Origin of the sequence: Streptococcus equinus (genome assembly GCF_049393805.1) — a bacterium.
Taxonomy (GTDB): domain Bacteria; phylum Bacillota; class Bacilli; order Lactobacillales; family Streptococcaceae; genus Streptococcus; species Streptococcus equinus.
In genome coordinates, this window is record NZ_CP185763.1 from 1,269,557 (window position 1) to 1,285,863 (window position 16,307).

General features: G+C 37.8%; 16 protein-coding genes and 2 tRNA genes. 17 read left to right on the forward strand and 1 reads right to left on the reverse strand.

The annotated features are described in order from the left end of the window. Window positions 1–58: 58 nt before the first annotated feature. The 9 genes from hrcA to ACN0NP_RS06350 all read left to right on the forward strand — a co-directional run bounded on the left by hrcA (window position 59) and on the right by ACN0NP_RS06350 (window position 8,231). Window positions 59–1,093 carry a heat-inducible transcriptional repressor HrcA gene (hrcA, locus tag ACN0NP_RS06310; protein WP_033152099.1) on the forward strand — a complete coding sequence of 345 codons (1,035 nt, stop codon included), beginning with the start codon at window positions 59–61 and terminating at the stop codon, window positions 1,091–1,093. A 45-nt stretch (window positions 1,094–1,138) separates the two neighbouring features. Beyond that, window positions 1,139–1,678: a nucleotide exchange factor GrpE gene (grpE, locus tag ACN0NP_RS06315; RefSeq protein WP_021141636.1), complete on the forward strand. Its 540-nt coding sequence runs from the start codon at window positions 1,139–1,141 to the stop codon at window positions 1,676–1,678. A gap of 78 nt (window positions 1,679–1,756) precedes the next feature. Beyond that, window positions 1,757–3,589 (forward strand): molecular chaperone DnaK, encoded by a 1,833-nt coding sequence (dnaK, locus tag ACN0NP_RS06320; protein ID WP_021141637.1) that lies wholly within the window; start codon window positions 1,757–1,759, stop codon window positions 3,587–3,589. Between the two features lie 121 nt (window positions 3,590–3,710). After that, window positions 3,711–4,325, forward strand: a complete 615-nt coding sequence (locus ACN0NP_RS06325; protein WP_021141638.1) for a DJ-1/PfpI family protein — start codon at window positions 3,711–3,713, stop codon at window positions 4,323–4,325. A 104-nt stretch (window positions 4,326–4,429) separates the two neighbouring features. Beyond that, window positions 4,430–5,569: a molecular chaperone DnaJ gene (gene dnaJ, locus ACN0NP_RS06330; RefSeq protein ID WP_021141639.1), complete on the forward strand. Its 1,140-nt coding sequence runs from the start codon at window positions 4,430–4,432 to the stop codon at window positions 5,567–5,569. Between the two features lie 122 nt (window positions 5,570–5,691). After that, window positions 5,692–6,441 carry a tRNA pseudouridine(38-40) synthase TruA gene (truA, locus tag ACN0NP_RS06335; protein ID WP_021141640.1) on the forward strand — a complete coding sequence of 250 codons (750 nt, stop codon included), beginning with the start codon at window positions 5,692–5,694 and terminating at the stop codon, window positions 6,439–6,441. Further along, the gene (locus tag ACN0NP_RS06340) at window positions 6,431–7,198 is read left to right on the forward strand and encodes a bifunctional hydroxymethylpyrimidine kinase/phosphomethylpyrimidine kinase (RefSeq protein ID WP_027968229.1); all 768 of its coding nucleotides are present in this window, start codon (window positions 6,431–6,433) and stop codon (window positions 7,196–7,198) included. Before truA ends, ACN0NP_RS06340 begins: the two co-directional genes overlap by 11 nt. Beyond that, a complete protein-coding gene (locus ACN0NP_RS06345; RefSeq protein WP_024344748.1) occupies window positions 7,185–7,652 on the forward strand; it encodes an ECF transporter S component in 468 nt (155 codons plus the stop codon). Before ACN0NP_RS06340 ends, ACN0NP_RS06345 begins: the two co-directional genes overlap by 14 nt. Window positions 7,653–7,667: 15 nt before the next feature. Beyond that, the gene (locus ACN0NP_RS06350) at window positions 7,668–8,231 is read left to right on the forward strand and encodes a TIGR01440 family protein (protein WP_024344749.1); all 564 of its coding nucleotides are present in this window, start codon (window positions 7,668–7,670) and stop codon (window positions 8,229–8,231) included. A 45-nt stretch (window positions 8,232–8,276) separates the two neighbouring features. Here the strand turns inward: ACN0NP_RS06350 and ACN0NP_RS06355 are convergent, their stop codons facing one another. Beyond that, entirely contained in the window at window positions 8,277–9,119 is an 843-nt protein-coding gene (locus ACN0NP_RS06355) for a mechanosensitive ion channel family protein (RefSeq protein WP_027968232.1), read from the reverse strand. A 202-nt stretch (window positions 9,120–9,321) separates the two neighbouring features. On the opposite strand from ACN0NP_RS06355, the gene tig reads away from it, so the two are divergent. The 8 genes from tig (at window position 9,322) to rpmB (ending at window position 16,232) form a co-directional block, all read left to right on the forward strand. Beyond that, window positions 9,322–10,605 carry a trigger factor gene (tig, locus tag ACN0NP_RS06360; RefSeq protein WP_021141646.1) on the forward strand — a complete coding sequence of 428 codons (1,284 nt, stop codon included), beginning with the start codon at window positions 9,322–9,324 and terminating at the stop codon, window positions 10,603–10,605. Window positions 10,606–10,924: 319 nt separating this feature from the next. Continuing rightward, window positions 10,925–11,497 carry a DNA-directed RNA polymerase subunit delta gene (rpoE, locus tag ACN0NP_RS06365; RefSeq protein WP_003067620.1) on the forward strand — a complete coding sequence of 191 codons (573 nt, stop codon included), beginning with the start codon at window positions 10,925–10,927 and terminating at the stop codon, window positions 11,495–11,497. 275 nt (window positions 11,498–11,772) lie between these two features. Then, window positions 11,773–13,377 (forward strand): CTP synthase, encoded by a 1,605-nt coding sequence (locus ACN0NP_RS06370; RefSeq protein ID WP_021141648.1) that lies wholly within the window; start codon window positions 11,773–11,775, stop codon window positions 13,375–13,377. 108 nt (window positions 13,378–13,485) lie between these two features. Then, window positions 13,486–14,430: an alpha/beta hydrolase gene (locus tag ACN0NP_RS06375; protein WP_423216992.1), complete on the forward strand. Its 945-nt coding sequence runs from the start codon at window positions 13,486–13,488 to the stop codon at window positions 14,428–14,430. Between the two features lie 52 nt (window positions 14,431–14,482). After that, a tRNA-Leu gene (locus ACN0NP_RS06380) sits at window positions 14,483–14,568 on the forward strand. Between the two features lie 201 nt (window positions 14,569–14,769). Further along, window positions 14,770–15,651 (forward strand): class II fructose-bisphosphate aldolase, encoded by an 882-nt coding sequence (locus tag ACN0NP_RS06385; RefSeq protein ID WP_024344752.1) that lies wholly within the window; start codon window positions 14,770–14,772, stop codon window positions 15,649–15,651. Between the two features lie 113 nt (window positions 15,652–15,764). Next, a tRNA-Thr gene (locus tag ACN0NP_RS06390) sits at window positions 15,765–15,837 on the forward strand. Between the two features lie 206 nt (window positions 15,838–16,043). After that, window positions 16,044–16,232 carry a 50S ribosomal protein L28 gene (gene rpmB, locus ACN0NP_RS06395; protein ID WP_021141651.1) on the forward strand — a complete coding sequence of 63 codons (189 nt, stop codon included), beginning with the start codon at window positions 16,044–16,046 and terminating at the stop codon, window positions 16,230–16,232. Window positions 16,233–16,307: the final 75 nt, after the last annotated feature.

Below are 16,307 nucleotides of genomic sequence, written 5' to 3' on the forward strand. Positions count from 1 at the left end.
TAGAATTATAAATTAGCAGTCGATGTATATGAGTGCTAAAAATGAAAGGGGCGAGGTTATGATAACACAACGTCAAAGTGATATTTTAAACTTAATTGTTGAATTATTTACGCAGACGCATGAACCTATTGGCTCTAAAACTTTGCAAGCGACGATTGATTCAAGTAGTGCAACTATCAGAAATGATATGGCAAAACTTGAAAAACTAGGATTGCTTGAAAAGGCACATACATCAAGTGGGCGTATGCCAAGCGCTGCTGGATTTAAATATTTCGTTGAACATTCATTGACTCTTGATAGTATTGATGAACGCGATATTTATCAGGTTGTTAAGGCTTTTGATTTTGAAGCTTTCAAGCTTGATGATATTTTGCAAAAAGCAAGTCAAGTTTTAGCAGATATGACTGGTTATACATCGGTGATTTTGGATGTTGAGCCAGCTCGACAAAAATTGACAGCTTTTGATATTGTTCAATTATCAAGTCATGATGCTTTAGCTGTTTTAACTTTAGATGAATCAAAACCAGCAACGATTCAGTTTGCTATTCCAAAAAACTTTATGTTGAAGGATTTAGTGACATTGAAGGAAATCGTTGACGAGCGTTTGCTCGGACGCACGGTGATGGATATTCATTATAAGTTACGAACTGAAATTCCTCAGGTTTTGCAAAAGTATTTTACTGTTACAGACAACGTTTTGGATTTGTTTGATTACATTTTTGCAGAATTGTTTAGAGAACTGGTTTTCGTAGCTGGTAAAGTTAACTCACTTGATTATGCTGATTTGGAAACTTATCGTTTTCTAGATAATGACCAGAGAGTTGCAGTAGCTCTTCGTTCTTCTATGAAAGAAAATGAGGTTGCAAATGTTCAGGTCGCAGATAGTCAAGAACCAGCCTTAGCAGATGTGACTGTTTTGACACATAAGTTTTTGATTCCTTATCGTGGATTTGGGCTTCTTAGCTTGATTGGTCCGATTGATATGGATTATCGCAGAAGTGTTAGCTTGGTTAATGTTATCGGGCGAGTCTTAGCGATGAAACTTGGTGATTACTACCGTTATCTTAATAGTAATCATTACGAAGTCAACTAAGTTTAGTAATTAATTTAATTTGATAAAAAGATAGGGAGGGACACAGTGTCAGAAGAAACTAAAAACGAAGAACTTCAAGAAGAAGTTGAAGCCACTGATGTTGTGACTGAAGAAGAAACAAAAGAACAGCCTCAAGAAGAGGCTCAAAACGAAGAATTGCAAAAAGCACTTGAACGTGCTGAAGATTTTGAAAACAAATATCTTCGAGCTCATGCTGAAATGCAAAATATTCAACGTCGTGCTAACGAAGAACGTCAACAATTGCAAAAATATCGTTCACAAGATTTAGCAAAAGCTATCTTGCCAAGTTTGGATAATTTGGAACGTGCACTTGCTGTTGAAGGTTTGACTGATGATGTGAAAAAAGGTCTTGAAATGACACGTGATAGCTTGATTCGCGCGCTTAACGAAGAAGGCGTTGAAGAAGTTGTCGCTGAAAACTTTGACCACAACTTACATATGGCTGTTCAAACACTTCCTGCAGATGATGAACATCCAGCAGATAGCATTGCACAAGTTCTTCAAAAAGGTTATAAACTTCACGAACGTCTCTTGCGTCCAGCAATGGTCGTTGTTTACAACTAATTGGCTTGACCGCAATGTCATTAAACTATAACTGAAAGTAAATAAAGATAAATTCATAATAAAAAAGAGGGATAGAACATGTCTAAAATTATTGGTATTGACTTAGGTACAACAAACTCAGCTGTTGCAGTTCTTGAAGGAACTGAATCAAAAATCATTGCTAACCCAGAAGGTAACCGTACAACTCCATCAGTTGTTTCATTCAAAAATGGTGAAATCATTGTTGGTGATGCTGCAAAACGTCAAGCAGTAACAAATCCAGATACAGTTATCTCTATCAAATCTAAAATGGGTACTTCTGAAAAAGTATCTGCAAACGGTAAAGAATATACTCCACAAGAAATCTCAGCAATGATTCTTCAATACCTTAAAGGTTACGCTGAAGATTACCTTGGTGAAAAAGTAACAAAAGCAGTTATCACAGTTCCTGCATACTTCAACGATGCTCAACGTCAAGCAACTAAAGACGCTGGTAAAATCGCTGGTCTTGAAGTAGAACGTATCGTCAACGAACCAACTGCAGCTGCTCTTGCATATGGTCTTGATAAAACTGATAAAGATGAAAAAATCTTGGTATTCGACCTTGGTGGTGGTACATTCGACGTATCAATCCTTGAACTTGGTGATGGTGTCTTCGACGTACTTGCTACAGCAGGTGATAACAAACTTGGTGGTGACGACTTCGACCAAAAAATTATTGATTGGTTAGTTGCTGAATTCAAGAACGAAAACGGTATTGACCTTAGCCAAGATAAAATGGCTCTTCAACGTTTGAAAGATGCTGCTGAAAAAGCTAAAAAAGATCTTTCAGGTGTTACTCAAACACAAATCTCACTTCCATTCATCACTGCAGGAGCTGCTGGACCTCTTCACTTGGAAACAAGCCTTTCACGTGCTAAATTTGATGATTTGACTCGTGACCTTATCGAACGTACTAAAACTCCAGTTCGTCAAGCACTTTCAGATGCTGGTCTTTCAATCTCAGAAATTGACGAAGTAATCCTTGTTGGTGGTTCAACTCGTATTCCTGCCGTTGTTGAAGCTGTTAAAGCTGAAACTGGTAAAGAACCAAACAAATCAGTTAACCCTGATGAAGTAGTTGCTATGGGTGCTGCTATCCAAGGTGGTGTTATCACTGGTGATGTTAAAGACGTTGTTCTTCTTGATGTTACTCCATTGTCACTTGGTATCGAAACTATGGGTGGTGTGTTTACAAAACTTATTGACCGTAACACTACAATCCCAACTTCTAAATCACAAGTCTTCTCAACAGCTGCTGATAACCAACCAGCTGTAGATATCCACGTTCTTCAAGGTGAACGTCCAATGGCTGCAGATAACAAAACTCTTGGTCGTTTCCAATTGACTGATATCCCAGCTGCACCTCGTGGTATCCCACAAATCGAAGTAACATTTGATATCGATAAAAACGGTATTGTATCTGTTAAAGCTAAAGACCTTGGTACTCAAAAAGAACAACACATCGTTATTCAATCTAACTCAGGTTTGACTGATGAAGAAATTGAAAAAATGATGAAAGACGCAGAAGCTAATGCAGAAGCTGATGCTAAACGTAAAGAAGAAGTTGATCTTCGTAACGAAGTTGACCAAGCAATCTTTGCAACAGAAAAAACAATCAAAGAAACTGAAGGTAAAGGCTTTGATACAGAACGTGACGCTGCTCAATCAGCTCTTGATGAATTGAAAGCAGCTCAAGAAGCTAACAACCTTGAAGATATGAAATCTAAACTTGAAGCTCTTAACGAAAAAGCTCAAGCACTTGCAGTGAAAATGTATGAACAAGCTGCTGCAGCACAACAAGCAGCACAAGGTGCTGAAGGTGCTCAATCAACTGACTCATCTAAAAACAATGGTGACGACGTTGTAGACGGTGAATTCACTGAAAAATAATTTAGTCTTCTAGACAAATGACATTGGGTTGAAACTCAAAAGTTGAAAACATAAATCTAATGCAGAGGTTGCAACCCAGCCTCTGCTTTTGGGTAGAATGCTGATTAATTTGGAGTTCAGAATGAAAAAAGTTGCTTGTGTGATTTACCCGAACTTTTCATTGTATGAAATAGTTGATTTGACCAGTAGCTTAGTATTGCAATATGGTATTAAAGTCGATTATATTTCTTCTAACAAAGAAAGTGTGATTTCTGAAGATGGTTTGATTTGTCAGGCGACAAAGACATTTGATGAAGTTAATCTAGATGATTATTCGTGTGTTGTTTTACCAGGAATGTCAGATTTTACTTCTGCGTTGAAAGATAATACTTTGATTCAGTTTTTAAAACAACTAAAAGGGAAATCGATACTAGTTGCGGCTATATCGTCAGCGCCGATTCTATTATCGAAGGCTGGATTATTGGAGAATACTACTTTTACTGGTGGTATATGGCAAAATTTCTTCGGGTATTTTGACTTTCTTTCTAGAGAAAATTTCATTCCAAAGGCGATTCATCAGGATAAAAACATTGTTACAGCTATTGGTTTCGCACATCAGGAATTTGCTAAGAAAATATTAGCTAATTTAGGATTGTGTGATGATGTAGAATTGGTTGATAAGCCTTCAGAAAATTTGATTTTCAATATGTCAGACGAAGATTTTGCAGAATTTAAGTCTTGCTTTGAACATATTTGATGAGTTTCAAGAATCTAAATTTATAGCAGTATTTCAACATTGCCCTATGGCTGATTTTAAAGTGCTAAATTTTGTCAGAATAAGAAATAATTAAGGTATTTAATATGAACAATACAGAATTTTACGATCGTTTGGGTGTATCTAAAGATGCTTCGCAAGCTGAAATTAAAAAAGCATACCGCAAAATGTCTAAAAAATATCACCCAGATATTAATAAAGAACCTGGTGCGGAAGAACAGTACAAAAAGGTTCAAGAAGCCTATGAAACGCTAGGTGATGAGCAAAAACGTGCAGCTTACGACCAATACGGTCCTGCTGGAGCTAACGGTGGCTTTAATGGCGGAGCTGGTGGTTTTGGTGGTTTCGATGGAGCTGGCTTTGGTGGCTTTGAAGATATTTTCTCAAGTTTCTTTGGTGGTGGCGGAGGAATGCGCAATCCTAATGCGCCTCGCCAAGGTGATGACCTTCAATACCGTGTTAACTTGACATTCGAAGAAGCTGTCTTTGGTGTTGAAAAAGAAGTTGCTTACAACCGTGAATCAACATGTTCAACATGTTCAGGTTCAGGTGCGAAACCTGGAACTAGCCCTGTGACATGTAGTCGCTGTCATGGTTCAGGTGTGATTAATGTTGATACACAAACACCTCTTGGTATGATGCGTCGCCAAGTAACTTGTGACGTCTGTCATGGTACAGGTAAAGAAATCAAAGAGCCATGTCATACTTGTCACGGAACTGGACACGAAAAGAAAACACACAAAGTGTCTGTTAAAATTCCAGCAGGTGTTGAAACAGGTCAACAAATTCGCTTGCAAGGTCAAGGTGAAGCCGGCTTTAACGGTGGACCTTATGGTGACCTCTTTGTTATCATCAATGTTTTACCAAGTAATAAATTTGAACGTAATGGTTCAACAATTTACTACACAATGAATATCAGCTTTGTTCAAGCAGCTCTTGGTGACACTGTCGAAGTACCAACTGTCCATGGTGATGTTGAAATGACAATTCCAGCTGGTACTCAAACTGGTAAGACTTTCCGACTTCGTGGTAAAGGTGCTCCAAAATTGCGTGGTGGTGGTCAAGGTGACCAACATGTTACTGTTAATATTGTGACACCAACAAAACTTAACGATGCACAAGTTGAAGCTCTTAAACAATTTGCGCAAGCCGGTGGCGACAAAGTTGGAAATCCTAAGAAAAAAGGTTTCTTCAACAAAGTTAAAGACGCCTTTGACGGTGAATAATTGAAAACTAAAAAGAGATTGGAATCTATTTTCCGGTCTCTTTTTTTATGGTAAAATCTGTATGGGGACAGCTTGTTCGAAATTTTCTGGAAAGTCTCTTAGGAAGGTGATAAAATACTCACATGGTAAGATATAAAGCAACAATTTCATATGATGGTAGGCTTTTTGCTGGTTTTCAGCGTCAGCCGAGTGAACGTTCGGTGCAAGAAGAACTTGAAAAGACACTGCAGAAGTTAAACAGTGGCACTCCTGTTAAAGTACATGGTGCTGGTCGTACGGATTCTGGTGTTCATGCTTATGGTCAGGTCGTTCATTTTGATTTGCCTCAAGCGCGTGATGTTGAGAAATTGCGTTTTGGATTGGATACGCAATCTCCAGAAGACATTGACGTGGTGAAGGTTGAATTAGTCAGTGATGACTTTCACTCTCGCTATAATAAACACAGTAAAACTTATGAATTTTTAGTTGATGCTGGTCGTCCTAAGAATCCGATGATGCGCCATTATGCGACGCATTACCCATATCCGTTAGATTTGGCTTTAATGCAGGAAGCTATCAAGGATTTGGTGGGAACACATGATTTTACAGGATTTACAGCTTCAGGAACATCTGTAGAAAATAAAGTTCGCACGATTACACGAGCAACGGTTGACATTGACGAAAAAACTGGTTTCTTTGTCTTTACCTTCAGTGGAAATGGTTTTCTTTATAAACAAGTCCGCAATATGGTTGGGACTTTGCTTAAAATTGGTAATGGTCGTATGCCAGTTAGTCAGATTAAGACGGTTTTGGAGTCTAAAAATCGTGACTTAGCTGGACCTACGGCTGCGGGTAACGGTCTTTATTTGAAGGAGATTATTTATGACGAATAAGTACATTTTGGCAATTTCTGGAAATGATATTTTTAGTGGTGGCGGTCTGTATGCTGATTTAGCCACTTATACGACAAATCATCTGCACGGTTTTTTAGCGGTAACTTGTTTGACAGCAGTGACTGACAAAGGGTTTGAAGTTTTTGCGACAGATAATGACATTTTTGCGCATCAATTAAACAGCCTCAAGGATGTTCCATTTTCAGGTATCAAGCTTGGACTTTTACCGAATGTGGATGTTGCTGACTTAGCACTTGAATTTGTTAAATCTCATACAGAAATTCCAATTGTACTTGACCCAGTTTTGGTTTGTAAGGAAAAACATGATGTTGAAGTATCAGCTTTGCGTGATGAACTTTTGAAATTTTTCCCATATGCTACAATCATCACACCTAACTTGGTAGAAGCAGAGCTATTAGCACAAACGTCAATTAAAACTTTAGATGACATGAAAGCTGCAGCTAAGCGTTTGTATGATTTGGGTGCAAAAAATGTGGTCATCAAAGGTGGAAATCGTTTAAGTAAAGAAAAAGCCATCGATATTTTTTATGATGGTAGTGAGTTTTCAGTCTTTGAAACTGACATTCTTGACACAAATAATATTGGTGCTGGTTGTACATTGGCATCAAGTATTGCAAGTCAGCTAGTACTTGGAAAATCACCTAAAGAAGCAGTTGCTGAATCAAAAGAGTTTGTTTTTCAAGCGATTCGTCACTCAGACCAATATGGAGTAAAACAAAATTATGAGCAGGACTAAGACATATCATTTAACCCTAATGGCTGTTTTGACTGCCTTGAGTGTTGTTTTGGCGTTTATTCATGTCCCAACGCCGACGGGTTATTTGACCCTGTTAGATGTTGGTATTTATTTTACTGCTTATTATTTAGGTTCAAAATCTGGAGCGGTTGTTGGTGGCTTATCTGGCTTTCTTATCGACCTGTTGTTAGGTTATCCACAATACATGTTTCACAGTTTAATTGCTCATGGAGCGCAAGGGTATTTTGCAGGATGGACTGGGAAGAAACGCATTTTAGGGCTTATTCTGGCTAGTATTTTGATGGTTGGCTGGTATTTCTTAGCGGCTCTTCTTTTAGGTTATGGTCTAGGAGGAGCTCTGGCTGGTATTCCTGGAAATCTTTTGCAAAATCTTTTTGGAATGTTAGTTGGTTACCTTGTTTATCTGGCTTATCAACGTTTTGAAAATAAATAGGTACGGAGGTTTAGTATGGATTTAAAGGCTTTAGCGGATCAAACACGAGTGATTGTCGTTGATATTATTGAACGCTCTGCCATTAAAAAAGGACAAATTTTTGTCCTTGGATTGTCATCTAGTGAAGTAGCTGGAGGTTTGATTGGAAAAAATAGCAGCGCTGAAATCGGTGAAGTGATTGTAAAAACACTTCTTGAAGAATTGACTAAGCGTGGCATTTATTTGGCAGTTCAAGGGTGTGAGCACCTGAATCGTGCCTTGACAGTAGAACGTGAACTGGCTGAGAAAAAGGATTTAGAAATCGTTAATGTCATTCCAAATCTGCACGCTGGAGGAAGTGGTCAAGTTGCTGCTTTTAAATTCATGCAAGATCCTGTAGAAGTAGAAGAAATTGTGGCGCATGCTGGTCTTGATATTGGTGATACATTTATTGGAATGCATGTTAAGCGCGTGCAAGTGCCATTGATTCCAGTGCAGCGTGAGTTAGGTGGTGCGCATGTTACAGCTTTAGCTAGCCGACCAAAATTAATTGGTGGTGCGCGTGCGACTTATACCGCTGACCCAATTCGTAAATTTTAAAAATAAAAGGTTGAAGCGTTAAACTTCAACCTTTTTCTTGTCTTGTTATTTTGAAAGTGTTGGGTTAGCGTACATGGTTGGTAGCGAGATATCATTTTCCAAAAGTGCCTCTTGATAAAGACGATAAAAATTAGAATAGATATAATTTTGTTTACCATTTTGTACGAAAATATCAACACGGAAAACTAGCTGAGCAGTGCTGTTTGTACGTGGACCGAGAATTGTTGGGCTACCAACGATTTCAGGGTAAGCAGGTAACTGCTCTTTATTGATGGTTTTAATGATGTTTGATACTTTCTCCAAGTCTGTGTGAGCATAGATTGGAATATCAATTTGAACTCGCATATCGCCGCGTGATTTGTTAGAAACAACGGTGATGTTGCGGTTAGGAATAAAATGTAATGTTCCATCAAAACCGCGAATTTGCGTAGTACGAATACCAACGCTTGAAATATTTCCTTCGACAGAACCGATAACAACTGAATCCCCAACTTCAAATTGATTTTCAAGCAAGATGAAGAAACCATTAACAACATCAGTTAAGAAACCTTGTGCGCCAAGACCAAGGGCAACCCCAGCAAGTCCAGCCCCAGCAAGTAGACTAGAGACAGGTACACCAAGAATGCTTAGCACCCAATAAATAAAGAAGAAATAAAGGGTGTAATTCATGATGTTGTGAAGCAATTTGACAATGGTTTTTTTGCGAGCTTCAGTCTGTCGTGAAAGTGAAATTGATTTTGCAATAGCGTGTGTGAAAATGAAATTTAACACGCGTTTTGCGATTAAAAATACGATAAGAAGAAGGAGAAGTGATACGATTTTTGAGATGATATCAACTGCAATTTCTTCTACCTGAAGACGTTCGATATATTTTGAAATAATGTTCATACCCATAGTTTATTAAAAAAATACACGTCAAGCAAGTCTTTATTGATTTGTTTTTTGAAACAAAAATTGACAGTGAAAAAATGCTGAAATCAAGCAAAAAAACTTAGCGCCTAAAACCCTTGATATAGCACTATTCTTTGACAAAAAAGCCTGAAATATGTTAAACTAAACTGTATATAAAATTTTAAGGAGAAATGACTTCATGTCTGTATCATTTGAAAACAAAGCTACTAACCGTGGCGTGATTACATTCACAATCGGTCAAGATAAAATCAAACCAGCTCTTGATCAAGCATTCAACAAAGTTAAGAAAAATTTGAACGCACCTGGATTCCGTAAAGGTCACATGCCACGTGCCGTATTCAACCAACAATTTGGTGAAGAAGCTCTTTACGAAGATGCATTGAACGCTCTTCTTCCTGCAGCTTACCAAGCAGCAGTTGCTGAACTTAGCCTTGACGTTGTTGCACAACCAAAAATTGATATCAAATCAATGGAAAAAGGTCAAGAATGGACTTTGACTGCTGAAGTTGTTACAAAACCAGAAGTTAAACTTGGTGACTACAAAAACCTTGAAGTTTCAGTAGAAGCTACTAAAGAAGTGACTGACGCTGAAGTTGACGAAAAAGTAGAACGCGAACGCAACAACCTTGCAGAACTTATCGTTAAAGAAGGTGCTGCAGAACTTGGTGACACTGTTGTTATCGACTTCGTTGGTTCAGTTGACGGTGTTGAATTCGACGGTGGTAAAGGTGAAAACTTCTCACTTGAACTTGGTTCAGGTCAATTTATCCCTGGCTTCGAAGACCAATTAGTTGGTGCTAAAGCTGGTGAAACTGTAGAAGTTAACGTAACATTCCCAGAACAATACCAAGCAGAAGATCTTGCTGGTAAAGATGCTAAATTTGTTACAACTGTTCACGAAGTTAAAGCTAAAGAAGTTCCAGCTCTTGACGATGAACTTGCAAAAGACATCGACGAAGAAGTTGAAACTCTTGACGAATTGAAAGCTAAATACCGTAAAGAACTTGAATCAGCTAAAGAAATCGCATTTGACGATGCTGTTGAAGGTGCTGCACTTGAATTGGCTGTTGCTAACGCTGAAATCGTTGAATTGCCAGAAGAAATGGTTCACGACGAAGTTCACCGCGCTATGAACGAATTCATGGGCAACATGCAACGTCAAGGTATCTCTCCAGAAATGTACTTCCAATTGACTGGTACAACTGAAGAAGACCTTCACAAACAATACGAAGCTGACGCTGACAAACGTGTTAAAACTAACCTTGTTATCGAAGCTATCGCTAAAGCAGAAGGATTCGAAGCTTCTGACGAAGAAATCGAAAAAGAAATCAACGACCTTGCTTCAGAATACAACATGGAAGTTGAACAAGTTCGTAACCTTCTTTCAGCAGACATGCTTAAACACGACATCGCTATGAAGAAAGCTGTTGAAGTGGTAACAAGCACTGCTAAAGTAAAATAATTTATCTTTAGATAAATAATTAAAAGAGGCTGGCACAAAAGTGCTCAGCTTCTTTTTTGTGCCCATACAATTGAAGGTGCCATGTTTATATGCACCATTAATTAGTGATGCCTGCTTAGCAAGCTAGATTTCTGATCTTAAACAATTCTTAGCAGGAACTTGGTTTGTCTCACTCTCTTTTTATGCATTTCTCAGGAATTTTTGATAAATCTTTTGACGAATTGGCAAAATTAGCGTAAAATAGAGAGTAACGAAAATTAAGATAATAGGTTTTTTGTGGCTGTTTGCCCATATCCTAAGATTAATAAGGAGAACTATCTTGGAATTAGAAGTATTTGCTGGACAAGAAAAAAGCGAACTTTCAATGATTGAAGTTGCACGTGCCATCCTTGAAGAACGTGGACGTGATCACGAAATGTATTTCAGCGATCTTGTAAATGAGATCCAAAATTACCTTGAAAAATCAGATGCAGAAATTCGTGAAGCATTACCATATTTTTATTCTGCATTGAACGTTGATGGAAGCTTTATTCCACTTGGTGACAACAAATGGGGACTTCGTTCATGGTATGCTATCGATGAAATCGACGAAGAAATCATTACACTTGAAGATGATGAAAATGGAGCACCTAAACGTAAACGCAAACGTGTAAATGCGTTTATGGACGGTGATGAAGATGCTATCGATTATTCAGATGATGATCCAGAAGATGATGATTATTCTGCAAAATCTTCAGACATGGAATACGATGATGAAAATCCAGATGATGAAAAATCTGAAGTTGAATCATACGATTCTGAAATCAACGAAATTATTCCAGATGAAGATTTGGATGAAGACGTTGAAATCAACGAAGAAGATGATGAAGACGACGATTTAGACGAAGAATAATATCTAAATCAAAAAAGTTTAATTAAAAAAACTTTGTCTTATCATTTGACAAAAGTTTCTGGATAGTTTATAGTATTATTCGGGCACCTCTTTTTTAGAGGTCGGAGAAAAGCTCCCTAACTTTTTAGGGAGCTATTTTTGTTTTCCTAAAAGTAATTGGCCATTTACTTTTTATCTGTCAAATAATGTTGCTGATTATTTGATGTTCTTTTGCTTTTTAATTTTCAAGCACTTATCGTTTGCTATCATTTTTTATTTTAAAGGAGTTTTATTTAATGACTAAGTATATTTTTGTTACTGGTGGTGTTGTTTCTTCTATCGGTAAGGGAATCGTTGCTGCAAGTCTTGGTCGTCTTTTGAAAAATCGTGGTCTTAAAGTGACTATCCAAAAATTTGACCCATACATCAACATTGACCCAGGTACAATGAGTCCTTATCAACACGGTGAAGTTTATGTAACAGACGATGGTGCTGAAACTGACCTTGACCTAGGTCACTACGAACGTTTCATCGACATCAACCTTAACAAATATTCAAACGTTACAACTGGTAAAATTTACAGTGAAGTTCTTCGTAAAGAACGTAAAGGTGAATACCTTGGTGCAACAGTCCAAGTTATCCCACACATCACTGATGCGTTGAAAGAAAAAATCAAACGTGCTGCTACAACAACTGACTCAGATGTTATCATCACAGAAGTTGGTGGTACAGTTGGTGATATCGAAAGCCTTCCATTCCTTGAAGCACTTCGTCAAATGAAAGCAGATGTAGGTTCAGATAATGTTATGTACATTCACACAACACTTCTACCATACCTTAAAGCTGCTGGTGAAATGAAAACTAAACCAACACAACACTCAGTTAAAGAATTGCGTGGTCTTGGTATTCAACCAAATATGTTGGTTATTCGTACTGAAAAACCTGCTGGTCAAAATATTAAAAATAAATTGGCACAATTCTGTGACGTTGCTCCAGAAGCTGTTATTGAGTCACTTGATGTGGATCACATTTACCAAATTCCACTTAACATGCAAGCTCAAAACATGGACCAAATCGTTTGCGACCACTTGAAACTTGATGTACCAAAAGCTGATATGTCAGAATGGTCAGCAATGGTTGATAAGATTATGAATCTTAAAAAATCAACTAAAATTGCTCTTGTTGGTAAATACGTTGAATTGCCAGATGCATATCTTTCAGTTGTTGAAGCACTTAAACACTCAGGTTATGTTAACGATGCAGCTATCGACCTTAAATGGGTTAATGCTAATGATTTGAACGCTGACAATGTTGATGAAATGCTTGGTGATGCTGACGGTATCATCGTTCCTGGTGGATTCGGTCAACGTGGTACTGAAGGTAAGATTGAAGCAATCCGCTATGCGCGTGAAAAAGACGTTCCAATGCTTGGTATCTGTCTTGGTATGCAATTGACATGTGTTGAGTTTGCTCGTCACGTCTTGAACATGGAAGGTGCAAACTCTACAGAACTTGACCCAGATACTAAATACCCAATCATCGATATCATGCGTGACCAAATCGATATCGAAGACATGGGTGGAACACTTCGTTTAGGTCTTTACCCATGTAAATTGAAAGCTGGCTCACGTGCAGCACAAGCTTACAACAACCAAGAAGTTGTTCAACGTCGTCACCGTCACCGTTATGAATTTAACACTAAATTCCGTGAACAATTTGAAGCGGCTGGTTTCGTCTTCTCAGGTGTCTCTCCAGACAACCGTTTGATGGAAGTTGTTGAATTGCCAGAGAAAAAATTCTTCGTGGCTGCTCAATATCACCCAGAACTTCAAAGCCGTCCAAACCGTCCAGAAGAGCTTTACACAGCCTTTGTTACAGCGGCAATTGAAAATAGTAAATAATAGATAAAAATGCTCGTCAAACCTTTATGGCTTGACGGGTATTTTTTTGAAAACACTTTATATGAAGGAAGTATTCACATTTTTAGAAAAAATAGTATAATAGTGAGCATGAGAAAAATGAGAATCAGAAAAATGAGAAAACGTATTGTTTTGTTATGGATTGTTGCACTGTTATTTGTCACAAGTATTGGGGCAAGTTTTTATTTTTTCCACGTTGCACAAGTTCGTGAAGAAAAATCATTTATCAATCACAAGGCGCGTTCAAAAGATAATGCATTATATGCTTACGAACAAAATTTTGATCAATTATCAAAAGAAACACGCTGGATGACTAATCAAGGTTTAAAACAAGATGCTTGGTATGTTCCTGCAGCAAATGAAACAAATAAGACTGTCATTGTAGTTCACGGATTTAATAGTAAAAAAGAAGATATGAAACCTTACGCATGGATGTTCCATGAGATGGGCTATAATGTTCTTATGCCAGATAATATGTCTCACGGTGAAAGTGAAGGGCAGATTATTGGTTTTGGCTGGAATGACCGACTAAATGTTATTAAGTGGGCTGAGCTACTAGCTTTAGAGAACTCTAACAGTCAAATCACCTTATTTGGAGTTTCAATGGGAGCTGCAACAGTCATGATGGCTTCAGGAGAAGACACTTTACCGAAACAAGTCAATAATATTATTGAAGATTGTGGGTTCAGCAGTGTCTGGGATGAGATAAAATATCAAGCTAAAGAAATGTACAACCTACCTTCATTTCCATTAGTCTATGAAGTTTCAGTTATTTCAAAAATTAGAGCAGGATTTTCATATGGACAAGCAAGCTGTGTTAATCAGCTTAAAAAAAATGAACGACCAACTCTTTTTATTCACGGTAGTAAAGATGAATTTGTTCCGACAAGTATGGTTTACAAAAACTATCGTGCATCAAAAGGTGAGAAAGAGCTTTATATAGCAAAAGGTGCGGGTCATGCGAAGTCGTTTGAAACTGATCCAACAACATATTTTGAAAAAATTTCAGCTTTTTTGCAAAAAAATGAAAAATAGTGTTGACAGAAACATGAATCACTGATATAATTATTTATGTTGTTAAGGAACAGCGGAAATGGCGGAATTGGCAGACGCGCAGGACTAAGGATCCTGTGATCGCTTTAGATCGTGAGGGTTCAAGTCCCTCTTTCCGCAGAGTAGACAAGCCAGAGAGTGCTTGTCTTTTTTTGTACTTTAAAATCAATATTGAAAAGTGATGAAAAATTTTTCGTTTTCATTGCTTTTTTTACATAAAATCAGCCAAATTGTAAGTTAAGCTAGCAATCTTTTTTAATTTGTGATAGAATGTACATATAAAAAGGGTATATCCCAAAAAATAAATAGGAGGCCTATATAATGGCAATCGTTTCAGCGGAAAAATTTATCAAAGCTGCCCGTGAAAACGGATATGCGGTTGGTGGATTTAACACAAACAACCTTGAATGGACTCAAGCAATCTTGCGTGCAGCAGAAGCTAAAAAAGCTCCAATTCTTATCCAAACTTCTATGGGTGCTGCAAAATACATGGGTGGTTACAAACTTTGTAAAACACTTATCGAAAACCTTGTAGAATCAATGGGTATCACTGTACCAGTTGCTATTCACCTTGACCACGGTCACTTTGAAGATGCATTGGAATGTATCGAAGTTGGTTACACTTCAGTTATGTTCGACGGTTCACACCTTCCACTTGAAGAAAACCTTGAAAAAGCTAAAGAAGTTGTAGCTAAAGCTCACGCTAAAGGCGTTTCAGTTGAAGCTGAAGTTGGTACTATCGGTGGTGAAGAAGACGGTATCGTTGGTGGCGGTGAATTGGCACCAATCGAAGATGCTAAAGCTATGGTTGCTACAGGAATCGACTTCCTTGCAGCAGGTATCGGTAACATCCACGGTCCTTACCCAGCTAACTGGCAAGGTCTTCACCTTGACCACCTTGAAAAATTGACTGCTGCTGTACCAGGATTCCCAATCGTATTGCACGGTGGTTCAGGTATCCCTGATGATCAAATCAAAGCAGCTATCAAACTTGGTGTAGCTAAAGTTAACGTTAACACTGAATGCCAAATCGCATTCGCTAAAGCTACTCGTAAATTTGTTGCTGAATACGAAGCAAACGAAGAAGAATACGATAAGAAAAAACTCTTCGACCCACGTAAATTCTTGAAACCAGGTTTCGAAGCTATTACTGAAGCTGTTGAAGAACGTATCGACGTATTTGGTTCAGCTAACAAAGCTTAATCAGACTTCGTTTCGTTAAAAAACTTCCCAAACGGGAAGTTTTTTTGATTTTTTCTTTAGAAATCACTTCTTTTGTTGACATTATTTTAGCGAGTGCTATAATGAACCTGTTAGCCGATTTAGCTCAGTCGGTAGAGCAACGCACTCGTAACGCGTAGGTCGTAGGTTCAATTCCTGCAATCGGCAAAAGAAAGAAGAGTCCCGATATTTGGGACTTTTTTTGTTTCCAAAAGACTCTTATTTTTCGGGCAGCTTTAGAAATAATATACCTTTTTCTAAAACTTTTTTAATGATTATTGACTAAAATACTTGCTAAATTAGGTCCAATATGTTATCATTTTATGGTATGTGGTGTAAAACACCTATAATCTAAGTAGGAGGACGCAGATAAAATGGCTAAAGTTTGTTATTTCACAGGTCGTAAGACTGTATCAGGAAACAACCGTTCACACTCAATGAACAAAACTAAACGTGCAGTTAAACCAAATCTTCAAAAAGTTACTATTCTTGTAGATGGAAAACCTAAAAAAGTTTGGGCATCAGCTCGTGCGCTTAAATCTGGTAAAGTTGAACGCGTATAAAATAAAAGCCGAAAGGCTTTTTTCTTTGTTTTGTAAACGGTATTTTTCCATTATTTTTTACAATACGGCTAATAT

Coding starts and splice junctions, on each gene's coding strand:
- ACN0NP_RS06370 (WP_021141648.1), top strand. CDS start 11,773: ATGACTAAGTATATTTTTGTTACTGGTGGTGTTGTTTCTTCTATCGGT.
- dnaJ (WP_021141639.1), top strand. CDS start 4,430: ATGAACAATACAGAATTTTACGATCGTTTGGGTGTATCTAAAGATGCT.
- ACN0NP_RS06345 (WP_024344748.1), top strand. CDS start 7,185: ATGAGCAGGACTAAGACATATCATTTAACCCTAATGGCTGTTTTGACT.
- dnaK (WP_021141637.1), top strand. CDS start 1,757: ATGTCTAAAATTATTGGTATTGACTTAGGTACAACAAACTCAGCTGTT.
- ACN0NP_RS06375 (WP_423216992.1), top strand. CDS start 13,486: ATGAGAAAAATGAGAATCAGAAAAATGAGAAAACGTATTGTTTTGTTA.
- truA (WP_021141640.1), top strand. CDS start 5,692: ATGGTAAGATATAAAGCAACAATTTCATATGATGGTAGGCTTTTTGCT.
- ACN0NP_RS06355 (WP_027968232.1), bottom strand. CDS start 9,119: ATGAACATTATTTCAAAATATATCGAACGTCTTCAGGTAGAAGAAATT.
- ACN0NP_RS06340 (WP_027968229.1), top strand. CDS start 6,431: ATGACGAATAAGTACATTTTGGCAATTTCTGGAAATGATATTTTTAGT.
- ACN0NP_RS06385 (WP_024344752.1), top strand. CDS start 14,770: ATGGCAATCGTTTCAGCGGAAAAATTTATCAAAGCTGCCCGTGAAAAC.
- tig (WP_021141646.1), top strand. CDS start 9,322: ATGTCTGTATCATTTGAAAACAAAGCTACTAACCGTGGCGTGATTACA.
- ACN0NP_RS06325 (WP_021141638.1), top strand. CDS start 3,711: ATGAAAAAAGTTGCTTGTGTGATTTACCCGAACTTTTCATTGTATGAA.
- rpmB (WP_021141651.1), top strand. CDS start 16,044: ATGGCTAAAGTTTGTTATTTCACAGGTCGTAAGACTGTATCAGGAAAC.
- hrcA (WP_033152099.1), top strand. CDS start 59: ATGATAACACAACGTCAAAGTGATATTTTAAACTTAATTGTTGAATTA.
- ACN0NP_RS06350 (WP_024344749.1), top strand. CDS start 7,668: ATGGATTTAAAGGCTTTAGCGGATCAAACACGAGTGATTGTCGTTGAT.